7 protein-coding genes are annotated in these 13,464 nt (G+C 72.6%); 4 read left to right on the top strand and 3 right to left on the bottom strand.

Annotation, left to right across the window (positions count from 1 at the left end; all coding sequences use genetic code 11):
* Positions 1-5: 5 nt before the first annotated feature.
* Positions 6-5,621 (top strand): type I polyketide synthase, encoded by a 5,616-nt coding sequence (locus tag J8N05_RS27980; protein WP_247706527.1) that lies wholly within the window; start codon positions 6-8, stop codon positions 5,619-5,621.
* A gap of 226 nt (positions 5,622-5,847) precedes the next feature.
* On the opposite strand, the gene J8N05_RS27975 is transcribed toward J8N05_RS27980, so the two are convergent.
* Positions 5,848-7,491 carry an MFS transporter gene (locus tag J8N05_RS27975; protein ID WP_210887515.1) on the bottom strand — a complete coding sequence of 548 codons (1,644 nt, stop codon included), beginning with the start codon at positions 7,489-7,491 and terminating at the stop codon, positions 5,848-5,850.
* Positions 7,492-7,557: 66 nt separating this feature from the next.
* Positions 7,558-9,198: an AMP-binding protein gene (locus J8N05_RS27970; protein WP_210887512.1), complete on the bottom strand. Its 1,641-nt coding sequence runs from the start codon at positions 9,196-9,198 to the stop codon at positions 7,558-7,560.
* Between the two features lie 123 nt (positions 9,199-9,321).
* Between J8N05_RS27970 and J8N05_RS27965 the strand changes: the two genes are divergently transcribed.
* Entirely contained in the window at positions 9,322-9,570 is a 249-nt protein-coding gene (locus J8N05_RS27965) for an acyl carrier protein (RefSeq protein WP_210887509.1), read from the top strand.
* 62 nt (positions 9,571-9,632) lie between these two features.
* Here J8N05_RS27965 and J8N05_RS27960 read toward each other — a convergent pair whose 3' ends face one another.
* On the bottom strand, positions 9,633-10,580 hold the full coding sequence (locus tag J8N05_RS27960) for an ACP S-malonyltransferase (protein WP_247706526.1): 948 nt from the start codon (positions 10,578-10,580) through the stop codon (positions 9,633-9,635).
* A gap of 206 nt (positions 10,581-10,786) precedes the next feature.
* Between J8N05_RS27960 and J8N05_RS27955 the strand changes: the two genes are divergently transcribed.
* Complete coding sequence (locus J8N05_RS27955; RefSeq protein ID WP_247706525.1) at positions 10,787-12,397, top strand: AMP-binding protein; 1,611 nt, start codon at positions 10,787-10,789, stop codon at positions 12,395-12,397.
* Between the two features lie 176 nt (positions 12,398-12,573).
* The gene (locus J8N05_RS27950) at positions 12,574-13,437 is read left to right on the top strand and encodes an SDR family oxidoreductase (protein WP_210887506.1); all 864 of its coding nucleotides are present in this window, start codon (positions 12,574-12,576) and stop codon (positions 13,435-13,437) included.
* Positions 13,438-13,464: the final 27 nt, after the last annotated feature.

The following is a 13,464-nucleotide window of genomic DNA, read 5'->3' as shown; positions in this document are numbered from 1 at the left end:
GCGCAATGGCGAACGACGAGAAGCTTCTCGGCTACCTCAAGCGGGTGACCGCTGAACTGCACCAGACCCGTCAGCGCTTGCAGGAGGTCCAGACCCAGGAGCGGGAGCCGGTCGCCGTCGTCGCGATGAGCTGCCGCTACCCGGGCGGGGTCCGCTCCCCGGAGGACCTGTGGCGGCTGGTCGAGAAGGAGACCGACGCGATCGGGGCGTTCCCCGAGGACCGCGGCTGGGACACCGGGCAGCTGTTCGACAGCGACCCCGACCGGCCGCACACCAGTTACGTCCGCGAGGGCGGCTTCGTCCACGACGCGGGCGAGTTCGACGCCGCCTTCTTCGGGATCTCCCCGCGCGAGGCCCTCACCATGGACCCGCAGCAGCGGATCGCGCTGGAACTCTCCTGGGAGGCCTGCGAACGCGCGGGCATCGACCCGTCGGGCCTGCGCGAGAAACAGGTCGGCGTCTTCGTCGGCTCCGGCGGCCAGGACTACGCGTACGCGCTCGACGCCATGCCCGAGGCGGAGGAGGCGTATCTGAGCACGGCCAACGCGGCCTCCGTCATCTCCGGCCGGATCTCCTACACACTCGGCCTTGAGGGCCCCGCGCTGACCGTCGACACCGCGTGCTCGTCGTCGCTGGTCGCGCTGCATCTGGCCGCGCAGGCACTGCGGCGGCGCGAGTGCGACCTCGCGCTCGCCGGCGGCGTTCTGATCATGTCGCTGCCCGCGCCGTTCATCGCGTTCAGCCGTCAGCGCGGACTGGCACCCGACGGGCGCTGCAAGGCGTTCTCCGACACCGCCGACGGCACCGGCTGGTCCGAGGGCGCCGGAATCCTGCTCCTGGAACGGCTGTCGGACGCCCGCCGCAACGGCCACCCGGTACTGGCGGTCGTCCGGGGTTCGGCGATCAACCAGGACGGCGCGTCCAACGGCCTGACCGCGCCCAACGGGCCCTCGCAGCAGCGACTCATCCGCCAGGCCCTCGCCGAGTCACGGCTGTCCGCCGCCGACGTCGACGCCGTCGAGGGGCACGGTACGGGGACGACGCTGGGCGACCCGATCGAGGCACAGGCGCTGCTGGCCACGTACGGTCAGGACCGGCCCGAAGAGCGCCCGCTGTGGCTGGGGTCCGTCAAGTCGAACATCGGGCACGCGCAGGCCGCCGCGGGTGTCGGCGGTGTCATCAAGATGGTGATGGCGCTGCGCCACGGACTGCTGCCGAGGACGCTGCACGTGACGGAGCCCTCGTCGCACGTCGACTGGTCCGAGGGCGCCGTACGCCTGCTGACCGAGGCGATCCCGTGGCCCGACAGCGGTCGGCCGCGCCGGGCGGGCGTCTCCTCCTTCGGAGTCAGCGGAACCAACGCCCACATGATCATCGAGCAGGCGCCGGACGAGCCCGCGGACGGGGCACCCGAAATCCCCGCGGACGGGACACCCGTAGCCCTCGCGGACGAGGCACACGCGGTCCCCGAGGACGGGGCACCCGAAGTCCCCGCGAACCGTTCGGCCCGGTTCCCCGTGCCATGGCCGGTGTCCGGACGGGACCCCGCCGCACTGCGTGCCCAGGCCGGGCGCGCACTGGCACAGGTGTCGAGCGGCGGACCGGCCGACGTGCTCGACGTCGGCTACTCACTGGCGACCGGCCGGGCCGCCCTTCAGCACCGTGCCGTCGTGCTGGCGGGCGACACGGAGGAAGGACTGCGCGGGCTGGCCGCCGTCGCCGACGGCGAGCCGCACCCCGGCGTGCTCGTCGGCTCCGCGGGCGGCGGCCCGACGGCCTTCCTGTTCTCGGGCCAGGGCGCCCAGCGCCCCGGCATGGGCCGCGAACTGTACGAGGAGTTCCCGGTGTTCGCCGAAGCGCTCGACGCGGTGTGCGCCGAGCTGGACCGGCATCTCGACCAGCCGCTCAAGGGTGTGATCTGGTCCGAGGACGGACCGCTGGACCAGACCGTCCACACCCAGACGGGGCTGTTCGCCGTGGAGGTCGCGCTCCACCGGCTCCTCGAATCCTGGGGCATGGTGCCCGACTTCGTCGCGGGCCACTCCATCGGCGAACTGGCGGCCGCGTACGTCGCCGGGGTGTGGTCGCTCCAGGACGCCGCCACGCTCGTCGCCGCGCGCGGACGTCTGATGCAGGCACTCCCGGCGGGCGGGGCGATGGCCGCCGTCGAGGCGACCGAGGACGAGGCCGTACCCGTCCTCGGAGCGGCCGACGTGGCGGTCGCGGCGGTCAACGGCCCCGGTTCGGTCGTCGTCTCCGGCGCGGCGGACCAAGTGGACCGCATCACCGCGCACTTCGCCGCCCTGGGCCGCAGGACGACCCGGCTGAAGGTGTCGCACGCGTTCCACTCGCCACTGATGGAACCGATGCTGGAGGAGTTCCGCCGCGTCGCCGAAGGGCTCACCTACGCGGAACCCGCCATCCCCGCCGTCTCCACCATGACCGGCACCACGGCGGGCGACCTCGGCTCGCCCGACCACTGGGTACGGCACGTCCGCGAGGCGGTCCGCTTCGCCGACGGCGTCGCCCGCCTGCGGGCCGAGGGCGTCACCCGGTTCGTGGAACTGGGCCCCGACGGCGTACTCACCGCGCTGACCGAGGACATCCTGGACCGCGCCCAGGACACCGCGGCACTCGCCGTACCGGCGCTGCGCCGCGAACACCCCGAGCCCGCCGCCTTGTTGACCGCGATCGGCCGGCTCCACGTCGCCGGCGCCCGGGTCGACTGGAACGCCGTGTTCGCCGGACGCGGCGCCCGGCGGGTGGACCTGCCGACGTACGCGTTCCAGCGCAAGCGGTACTGGCCCGACGCGACGGGCGCCGCCACGGGCCGCGTCGACGACGTCGGCACCGCGGGGCTGGAACCCGCCGGGCATCCGCTGCTCGGCGCCGTCCTCGCCCTGCCCGGCTCCGGCGGTGCCGTCCTCACCGGACGGCTGGCGCTCGGCACCCAGCCATGGCTGGCGGACCACGACCTGCTCGGCAGCACGCCGCTGCCGGGCGCCGCGTACGTGGACCTGCTCATGCGGGCCGCCGACGAGGTCGGCTGCGGGACGATCGCCGAACTCACCGTCCACGAACCGCTGGTGGTCCCGGCACGTGGCGCCCTCTCGCTCCAGGTGGCGGTCGGCCCGGAGGAGGCCGGCACCCGGCAGGTCGACGTCCACTCCCGGCCCGCGGACGCTCCCGCGGACCTGCCGTGGACGCACAACGCCTCCGGCCTGCTCTCCCCGGACCAGGAGAGCGCCGCGTTCGACCTGGCCGAGTGGCCGCCGCGCGCCGCCGACCCCGTCGACATCGACGACGCGTACGAGAAGCTGCTCGTCCGGGGCCACGGCTACGGGCCGGTGTTCCAGGGGCTGCGCGCGGCATGGCGGCGCGACGGGGAACTCTTCGCGGAGGTCGAACTCCCCGAGAGCGGCTCCACCGGGGCGGCCGGGTTCGGCATCCACCCGGCGCTGCTGGACGCCGCCACCCACATCGCCTTCCTCGACGAGGGAACCGGCCGGACCGGCGGAACCGAGGCGGTGATGGCGACCGGCTGGAGCGGGGTGAGCCTGCACACGACGGGCGCCAGGGCCTTGCGGGTACGGATCTCTCCGGCCGCCGGCAGTGGACGTACCCTGCGACTCGCCGACGAGACCGGCCGGCCGGTGCTGTCCGGCGCCGTGACGACGACCGCCGTCTCCGCCGAGCGGCTGACCTCCGCGGGGGGCGCATGGCACGACTCGCTGTTCCGGGTCGGCTGGACGCGCACGCCCCTCGAAGCGCCGCGCGCGACCTGCGCCGCCGTCGGCGTCGTCGCGGACGGGCTCGGTCAGGCCGACGGGATCCCCGTCTTCGCGGACCTGGCGGCCCTCGCCGAGACGGACGTACCCGAGGTGGTCCTGGTCGCGCCGTCTGTCCGAGACGTCCGCGAGGCCCCCGCTGCCGGTGGCACCGACAGCGGGGGCCTCGCCCGTACGCCCGAAGACGTGCACGCCGTCTCGCGCCGCATGCTGGAGTTGATCCAGGCGTGGCTCGCCGACGACCGGTTCGCCGCGTCCCGGCTGGTCCTGGTGACCGGGGGCGCGGTCGCCGCGGCGCCCCACGAACGCATCGCGGACCTCGGCGCAGCCGCCCTGTGGGGCCTCGTCCGCGTCGCCCAGGCCGAACACCCCGACCGGTTCGTCCTGCTCGACACCGACGGCACCCCCGAGTCGGCGCGAGCCCTGCCCGCGGCGGCCTCCCTGACCGAACCCCAGGTCGCGCTGCGCGCGGGCGAACCGTGGATCCCCCGGTTGACCGGCGCGGGCCGGACACCCGCGGTTCCCGGGCCCTGGAACCCCGACGGCACCGTACTGATCACCGGGGGGACGGGCGGTCTGGGCACCCTGATCGCCCGGCACCTGGTGTCCGCGCACGGAGTCCGGCGGCTGCTGCTGACCAGCAGGCGCGGCATCGACGCACCCGGCGCGGCGGAACTGAGAGAGGAACTCACCGCACTGGGCGCGCGCGTCGAGATCACCGCGTGCGACCTGGCCGACCGACGGGCCGCGGCCGCCCTGCTGGACGGACGCGTGCTCACCGGTGTCGTCCACGCCGCGGGTGTCCTGGACGACGGGGTGATCTCCGCCCTGACCCCCGAGCGCGTGGCCGCCGTCCTGCGACCCAAGGTGGACGCGGCCTGGAACCTGCACGAACTGACCCGCGAGCAGGACCTGACGGCATTCGTACTGTTCTCGTCCGTCTCCGGCACCCTCGGCGCCCCCGGACAGGGCAACTACGCGATGGCGAACGCCTACCTGGACGCGCTCGCCGAACACCGGCGCGGCCGGCGCCTGCCGGCGGTGTCGCTGGCGTGGGGCCCGTGGGCCGAGGCCGGGATGGCCGAGCGGCTCGGCGAGGACACCCGGCGGCACGAACGCTCCGGGATACCGGCGCTGTCCACCGCCGAAGGGCTGGCGCTGTTCGACCGGGCCCTGGAGCACGGCGGGAGCGTCCTGCTGCCCGTCCGGTTCGACATCGGCGTCCTGCGCTCCCACGCCGGATCCGCGGCGCTGCCGGCCATGCTGCACGGCCTGGTCAGGGTCCCGGCCCGGCGGACCGCCCGCAACGGAGGGGCCGCCCCGCCGACGCTGCGACTCGCCGGCCGGACCGGTCCCGACCGGGACCGCTTCCTGCTGGAGGTCGTCCGCGGTCAGGTCGCCGCCGTACTCGGCCACGACGAGGGCGCTTCCATCGAGCCTGACCGGGCGTTCACCGAGCTGGGCTTCAGCTCGCTCACCGCGGTCCAACTGCGCAACGCCCTCAACGCCGTCACCGGCCTCCGGCTGCCCACCTCGCTCGTCTTCGACCATCCGACGTCCCGCGCGGTCGCCGAACTGCTGCTGACCGAACTGGCTCCGGAGGAAGAGACCGGGCCCGCACTGGACACCGAACTGCGGAACCTGGAACTGGCCCTGGAGGCAGCCGAGCCGGACGAGGCCGAGCGCGCCAGGATCACCGCCCGGCTGCGCGCCCTCACCGCGGCCTGGGCCGCCCCCTCTCAGACCGGCACCGCCACCGGGGCGAGCCTCGCGACGGTGTCGGCGAAGGAGATGTTCGCCATCCTGGACGACGAACTGGAAACCCCGGCCTGACCCGAATCCGCCCCTGCCCCAGGCCGGCTCCGGCCCGGGGCCAGCCCACGGGCGACCCCGGCACGCGGGTGTCGAGCGGCGCGTCGTGTGACGCGCCGCGCTCGGGGCCGGCCCGTGCCGAGGTGGGGTCCGGGCCCGGTCGCCCGGGGCCGGACCGCACGCGGATGGGGTACGGCCCGGATCTGGGCCGTACCCCGCCCGTACCCCGCCCGTACCCCGCCCGGGGTCAGCCCCCGGCGGACCCCGGCACGCTCTCGTCGAGCGGCTGGTCGAGGGGCGCCCCGCTCGGTTCGTCGAGGAGCGTGTCACTCGGTGCGCGGAGTGGCGCGTCGGGTGCGGCCGAGGCAGCCGGGGCCACCGGCTGGCGGCGCAGCAGCAGCGTGGCCGCCGTGGCGGCGGCCACCATCACGGCGGCGGCGATCGCGGCGTTGAGATTCAGGCCGTGGACGAACGCCTCCCGGGCCCCGTCCAGCAGCCCGGACCGTGCGGGCTCCGGGAGTTGCTGGGCGACCTCGGACGCTCCGCCCAGCGTCTCGCGAGCGGCGTGCAGCGCCTCCGGCGGCATTCCGGACGGCACGGTGTCCCGCACATCGGTCCGGTAGATCGCGGCGCCGATGCTCCCCAGGATCGCGACGCCCAGCGCGGCGCCGAGCTGGTTGGCGGTCTCCGACAGAGCGGACGCCGCTCCGGCGCGCTCCGGCGGAGCCGCGCCGAGGATCATGTCGGCGGTCAGCGTCAGCGCGACCCCGAGCCCGACGGCGACCCCGACGACACCGCCGACCAGGACCGCGAGGTGGGAGTGCACCCCGACCTGGGTCAGCACGAGGAACCCGACGGCCGTGATCAGCAGCCCGGTGGACACGATGTACACCGGACGCACCGTGCGGGCGACGCCGGTGGCGATCGTGGTGGCGAAGGCCACCGCCACCGGTGCGGGCAGCGACCACAGCGCGGCCTCCAACGGGCCCATGCCGCGCACGAGTTGCAGCCACTGCGTGGAGAACAGTGCGAATCCGACCAGTGCGAAGAACGCCACCACGTTCACGGCCATCGGTGCCGAGAAGGCACGTACGCGAAACAGGTTCAGGTCGATCAGGGGATCGCGCACCGTCCGCTGCCGCTGGACGAACGCCGCGCCGATCACCGGTCCGGCGAGCAGGGCCGCCACCGCGACCGCGCTCACACCGTCCTGCGCCAGCGACTTGATCCCGTAGATCACCGGGAGCACGGCGCCGAGCGACAGCACCGCGCTCAGCAGGTCGAACCCGCCGGGCCGCGGATCGCGGTACTCGGGGATCAGCGCCGGCGCGAGTGCCAGCAGCAGCACCATCGCCGGGACGTTGATCAGGAACACCGAGCCCCACCAGAAGTGGTCCAGCAGTACCCCGGACACCAGCGGCCCGAGCGCGGCGCCGCCGGCGAACCCGGCCGTCCAGATCGCGATCGCGGTACGTCGCTGGGCGACGTCCTGGAACATGTTGCGGATGAGCGCCAGCGTGGACGGCGCGAGGATCGCGCCCGCCACGCCGAGCAGCGCGCGGGTGCCGATGAGGGTCTCGGCGCTGCCCGCGTAGGCGGCGGCGACCGACGCGGTGCCGAACAGCGCGGCGCCGATCATCAGCAGCCGGCGGCGTCCGAACCGGTCCCCGAGGACGCCCATCGTGATCAGCAGACCGGCGAGCAGGAACCCGTAGATGTCGAGGATCCACAGCTGCTGGACACTGCTCGGCTCCAGCGACGCGGTGATGAACGGGACGGCGAGGTAGAGGACCGAGATGTCCATCGAGATGAGCAGATTGGCCAGGACCAGGACGGCGAGCCCCACCCACTCTCGCCGCCCGGCCAGCTGGGGTGATGCGGTGGTGGACATTGATCCTCCGTCGGGAGACATGGTCGGTCGGAGCCGGGCCGCTCCGGGCGGCCCGGTGTGGTGCGTTCAGGGCCCGCCGGGTGTGCCGGCCGTCGCCGCGAGCCGGGACCGGTCGATCTTCCGGTTGGCGTTGAGCGGGAAGGACTCGACGTGACGGAACGCCCGCGGCAGCATCCCTTCGGGGAGCACCCGCCGCAGCTGCCCGGCGAGGACGACGGGGGAGGCGGGGACGCCGGTGTAGAACACCACCAGTTCCAGTCCGCCGCCGCCCGCGGGGCGGGTCACGGTCACCGCGTCCTCGACTCCGGCGCACGCGCGGACGGCGTCGTCGACCTCGGCGAGTTCGACCCGCCAGCCCTGGACCTGTACCTGGGCGTCCAGCCTGCCGAGGTAGACCAGTTGACCGTCCGCCAGCCGGCGGACGCGGTCACCGGTGCGGTACCAGGTCCGGCCCCCGTACCGGAGGAAGCGGCCCTCGTCGTCCGCGGGGTCCAGGTAGCCGGCGGTCATCTGCGGTCCGGTGACGCACAGTTCGCCCTCGGTTCCGGCAGGTCCGGCAGGAGCCCCGTCGGGGCCGAGCAGCAGCTGGTCGTGACCCGCGTGCAACGTCCCGATGGGTACCTGGCCGTTCACCCCGAGGGCGGGGGAGAGCCGAGGCGACCAGCGGTGACCGGTGACGGTGACGGTGAGTTCGGTGGGGCCGTACAGGTTCTCCACGATCGAACGGGCCGCGGCGTCCTGCCAGTCGGCGGCGTCCGCGCAGCGCAGCGCCTCACCGGCGAACAGGCTCCAGCGCAGTGACGGCATCGCCGCGGGCGTCAGGCCTCCCATCCGCCGGACGAGGGCGACGGCGCTGGGCGTGGAGAACCACACGCTCATCCCGCGCTCGGCGACGAACGCGGGCAGATCGGTGTAAGCGCGCACGGGCACCGTATGGACGCTCGCGCCGGCTCCCCACGCGCAGAACAGGTCGAACATCGCGCAGTCGAAGTTCAGTCCGAAGGTCTGTGAGAAGACGTCCTCGGGGCCGAAGTCGTAGCGGGCGTCCAGCAGGGAGAAGTAGTGGTGCGTGCTCGCGTGCGTGATCGGCACACCCTTGGGGCGGCCGGTCGAACCCGAGGTGAAGAGCATGTAGGCGAGGTCGCCGGGCGCGACCGGGCGCGGTGCGCTCAGGGCGTCTCGCGCACGGACCGGGAGGGCCGGGAACCGGCCCGCGGCCCCGGGATCGCTCGTCAGCACCGGCACGTCCGAGCCGACCGCATCCGAGCCGACCGCATCCGAGCCGACCGCATCCGGGCCGACCGCATCCGGGTCGGCCGTATCCCGGTCGGGCGCAGCCTGGTCGGCCGCCTCCAGCGCGGCCAGCCCGGCCCGGTCGGCGACCACCGCCGAGACCCCGGCCGCCGCCAGCATCCGCCGGGTGCGCACCGGGGGAAAGTCGGGAGCGAGCGGTACGACGGCCGCACCGGCGTACAGCGCCGCGAGCAGCCCGGCGCATGACGTCCGGCCCTTCTCGGCCAGTACGCCGACAGCCCGGGGCGGTCCCGCCGGCGAGGCCAGCAGCGCGCCCGCCCACGCGAGTGCCTGCTCGTGCAGGGTCTCGTAGGTCATGGTCCCGTCGTCGGTCCGGAACGCGGGACGTCCGGGGGAGGCGGCCAGGCCGCGCAGGAATCGCGCGTGGAGCGCGTGCTCGGGAATCTCAGTCATTCCGTCATCCGTGGAAAGGGGTTGATAAGGGTTGTCCGCCACGCGGGCGGCTGCTTAGCGTGGTCCACGGAACACGTCATTTCCGCGGCCCGAAATAATGGCCCGACGCCTTCAGGAGTGAATATGTGGGATTCTCGGTTCGAGGAGATTCTGCGGCAACGGCTGCCTTTTCTCTCGGCAGGCGACTCGCTGGCCGGGGACAGCAGTCTGCGTGATTTCGGCCTGGATTCCATGGGCGCGGTCGAACTGCTGGCGTCGCTGGAGAGCACGTTCCAGGTGCGGTTCGTGGACGATGCGCTCGACATGGCCAACTTCGCCACGCCCGGCACGCTGTGGTCGACCCTCTCCCGGATGCGGGAAACGGCCGCCTGAAATACCCGTCCGTAACGCCGACGGGATGCGTGCGCCTTTTTCATCGGCGACCTTCGCGATGATCATACGGCGACGTCCCGGCGGCGCGGCCGCATGGCCACCTCCGGTTTGAGTGCCACGACCTCGAAATGGTCGGTCACGCACCGCACCCGCCCCCACAGATTGTCGGGGCCGCACACATGGAGCGTGCCGACGCCGAGGTCCCGCAGGGTCCGCATCACGACCGGCCACCGCACCGGCCGCACCGCCGCGTCCAGCAGCAGCGTGCGCAGCTCCCCGCCCGACCGCAGCAGCGAACCGTCGTGGTCCGACACCACCGGAAGCGCCGGGTCGCCGAAGTCGGCGTCCGCGTACACCTCGCTCTCCAGCGTCTGGCGAAGGGCGCGGAAGGCGCTGGAGTGCATGGGCGGGCGCATCGTGGACAGGGGCAGCCCGCCCAGCGCGCGCAGCCGCTCGTTCAGCCAGCCCAGGCGGTGCTCACGCACCGAGAGCATGTAGAAGTCGTGGTCGACGTAGCAGGAGACGTCGTACCAGTCGCCCCGGTCGTCCAGCTCGCTCAGCAGCTCCGCCAGCCGGTCCTCGGGGGTGCGGGCGAACGACTGGGTGACCACGTCGCGGTACTCACGCGTGAAGTACTCCTCGATGCGCCGGCCCGTCAGGGCGGTCAGCCGCACCGCCTCGGAGAAGTCGAGCGCGCCCGAGTGCACCGCGGCGGGCGTCCCGCCGAAGCTCGGCCCGGCGTAGACCACCGGTTTCGCCCCGAGTGTCCCGGTCGCCCATTCCGCCATGGCCAGACAGTTCACCAGGAACGCTATCCGTGCGGATTCCTCGTAATCGCCTTCGGCGGCACGGAAGCGGTCGAGGAGTGAGTATCCGAGCACCTCGTCCGCCTCGGCCGAAAGGCGGCGGGCGGCCGGATTCATGAGCATGAACTTCCCGACATTCGAGAAACTCGCCGGACTGATTGCGGGAAAGATCATCGCGGCTTCCGTACGGAGGCCGGTATCCATATGTCTTTCTCTCCTCGAATGTAGGAACTGCCGTTGGTAGGGTGGATTCCCAAGTCTGCACGTCACCCCCGCATCGGCAGTACCCCTAATACCCCCTAAGCGAGGGGCTGCTGTCCGGCGCGCCTTGTACGGCCCGATCGCGCCATGGTAGGGAAGCCTCTAAATCGCCGATTCGCGCGCTTTGCTCGCCAGTAGAGGTGGCCCGGATGAGTGTGAACAAAAAACGGCCGGCCCGTGTACGGAACACGGTCGACAACCTTTATCGCTACCTGATGGGAGCCTGCGAGGCCACGCCCGACAAACCCGCCGTGATCGAGCTCGCGGACACCGGCGACGGTGTCGCGACGACCAGCTACGCGCAGTTGCGGGAACGGGTCGAGACCTACGAGGACGCGCTCGCCGACCTGGGCCTGGACGTCGGAGACCGGGTGGTCCTGGAGTCCGACACCTCGGCGTCGGCGATCGCGCTGTACCTGGCCTGCTGCCTGCTCGGCCTGCCGTTCGTGCCGGTGAGCCCCGAGACCCCGACCAAACGGCTGCTGTCGATCATCGACAGCGCGCGCCCCGCCCTGTACCTGCAGACCGAGCGCGGGGGCCGCGACGGCATCCCGCCCGAGGTCGGCACCGCCCGGTTCGGCCCCGACGGGCTGACCGTCGGACGTGCTCCGCAGCCCAGGATCCGGCACCGGCGCGAAGTCGTCCCCACGGACCCGGCGTACATCATCTTCACCTCCGGCACGACCGGCCGCCCCAAGGGCGTCGTCATGAGCCACCGGGCCAACACCGCTTTCTTCCGCGCGGTCCTCGGGCTCGGCCTCATCGCACCGGACGACCGCGTCGCCACCACGTCACCGCTCCAGTTCGACTTCTCCCTGCTCGACATCGGCATGGCGCTCGGCGCCGGGGCGACCGTGGTCGCGGTGCCCCGCGACCGGCTGCGCTGGCCGCGGCGGTTCCTCGGCTTCCTCCGTGACGCGGGCGCGACCCATGTGCACGGGGTGCCGTCGATCTGGCGGCCCGTGCTGCGCACCGAACCGGACGCGCTGGCCGAACTCGGCCTGCGGGGAGTGCTCTTCTGCGGCGAGGAGTTCCCGCTGGCCGAACTGCGCCGTTTCCAGGCCCTGTCGCCGTCGACGCGGATCATCAACTGCTACGGCGCCACCGAGTCGATGGCGTGCTCGTTCACCGACGTGCCGAACCCCCTGCCCGAGGATCTGGAACGGCTGTCGATCGGCTTCGCTCATCCGGGGGCCGAGCTGATGCTCGCCGACGAACGCGGCCGGCCGGTCACCCGTCCCGGTGTCGTCGGGGAGATGTACCTCCGCGGCCCCTCGCTGTTCAGCGGCTACTGGAACGACCCCGACGCCACGCGGGCGGCGCTCGTGCCCGACCCGCTGAACCCGGCCTCGGGCCAGATCGTGTTCCGCACCGGCGATCTGGCGCACCAGGGGCCGGACGGGGCGATGTACTTCCGCTCCCGCGCCGACTCGCAGGTCCAGATCCGCGGCAACCGCGTCGAACTCGCCGAGGTACGGCGCCGGCTCATGGACTTCCCCGGCATCGCCGACGCGGTGGCCATGGTGGTGCCGGGCTCCGGGGCCGACCCGGTGCTGTGCGCCTTCGCCGTCATGGAACGCGGCATCCCCGAGCCCGGCCGCAGGGAACTGCGCGCCCACTGCGCGGAGGCGCTGCCCGACTACATGGTCCCGCAGGAACTCCAGGTCCTGGAGGAACTGCCCGTCACCGAGAACGGCAAAGTCGACAGGGCGGTGCTGGCCGCGCGGCTCACCACCCCGCCGTCCTTTAGGGGCCGATAAGGGTTGGTGGCCGTCGGGCCCCCGGGTAGCGTTCGGCGCGAACGGTGCATTGGCTCAACCAATTCCCGCCGTATTCCCGCCACTTGGCTTCGCGGGGCATGCCTCGCTCTTTCCCGTGGCCGACTGTGATGCCACATTTCCCATTTCCGAACGCGGACAAGACACGGAGAAATGAGATGAAGGTTTTCGTCACTGCTGGAACGGGCGTCGTGGGGACGGCTCTGGTGAGCGAGCTGCGGTCCCGTGACGTCGAGGTCTCGGTGCTGACCCGCAGCGCCGAGAACGCCGAGGCGCTCCCCGAGGGCGTACGCGGAGTCGTCGGCGACCTGCTGGACCACAAGCTGCTGCTGGAGGAGTTCGCCGCCGCCGACGCGGTGTTCCTCAACCTGCCCGTCGGCGAGGCCGAGACCTACCAGGGGCTCCTCGCGGTGGACGCCGCCAGGCGCAGCGGCGTCGGACACGTGGTGTACGTCTCCATCCAGGACCTGGAGAACCTGTTCACCCCGCCGCACTGCGGTGTGAAGGTCGCCGTGGAGAAGGCGCTCAAGGCGTCCGGCGTCCCCTACACGATCCTGCGCCGCAGCGAGCTGATGCAGAACGACATCGGGGCCAAGGACATGCTGCTCATGGGCGTGTACGGCATCCCGCTCGGCGAGATCGGCGTGTCCCGGGTGGACGTCCGCGATGTCGCCGAGGTGGCCGCCGTCGTCCTCACCTCGCCCGGCCACGAGGGCCGCACGTACACCGTCACCGGCCCCGAGCCCGTCACCGGGCAGTTCGTCACCGACACCTGGAAGCGCGTGCTCGGCGTCGAGATCGCCTATGTCGGCGGTGACCTGGAGTCCTGCTCGCTGATCCTCAACCAGATGATGCCGCAGCACCTCGCCCGCGACCTGTGGCTGATGTACGAGCACTACGACCACAACGGCTACGTCGCCGCGGCCGAGGACATCGAGGCCGTCACCAAGCTGCTCGGTCGTCCGCCGCGCTCCTTCACCGAGTTCGCCGAGGAGACGGCACAGGCCTGGAAGGCGGCCTGACCCCGCGTCACGGGGCCGTGGAAGACG

The sequence above is a fragment of the Streptomyces liliiviolaceus genome (genome assembly GCF_018070025.1).
Lineage (GTDB): Bacteria > Actinomycetota > Actinomycetes > Streptomycetales > Streptomycetaceae > Streptomyces > Streptomyces liliiviolaceus.
Note: the sequence above shows the minus strand (reverse complement) of the source record. Positions and strands in the feature narration are given on the sequence as shown.

What these genes read in the sequence shown, in the direction of transcription:
- J8N05_RS27965 (WP_210887509.1), top strand. Translation starts at nt 9,322, where the DNA reads ATGTGGGATTCTCGGTTCGAGGAGATTCTGCGGCAACGGCTGCCTTTT.
- J8N05_RS27975 (WP_210887515.1), bottom strand. Translation starts at nt 7,491, where the DNA reads ATGTCCACCACCGCATCACCCCAGCTGGCCGGGCGGCGAGAGTGGGTG.
- J8N05_RS27960 (WP_247706526.1), bottom strand. Translation starts at nt 10,580, where the DNA reads ATGGATACCGGCCTCCGTACGGAAGCCGCGATGATCTTTCCCGCAATC.
- J8N05_RS27970 (WP_210887512.1), bottom strand. Translation starts at nt 9,198, where the DNA reads ATGACTGAGATTCCCGAGCACGCGCTCCACGCGCGATTCCTGCGCGGC.
- J8N05_RS27980 (WP_247706527.1), top strand. Translation starts at nt 6, where the DNA reads ATGGCGAACGACGAGAAGCTTCTCGGCTACCTCAAGCGGGTGACCGCT.
- J8N05_RS27955 (WP_247706525.1), top strand. Translation starts at nt 10,787, where the DNA reads ATGAGTGTGAACAAAAAACGGCCGGCCCGTGTACGGAACACGGTCGAC.
- J8N05_RS27950 (WP_210887506.1), top strand. Translation starts at nt 12,574, where the DNA reads ATGAAGGTTTTCGTCACTGCTGGAACGGGCGTCGTGGGGACGGCTCTG.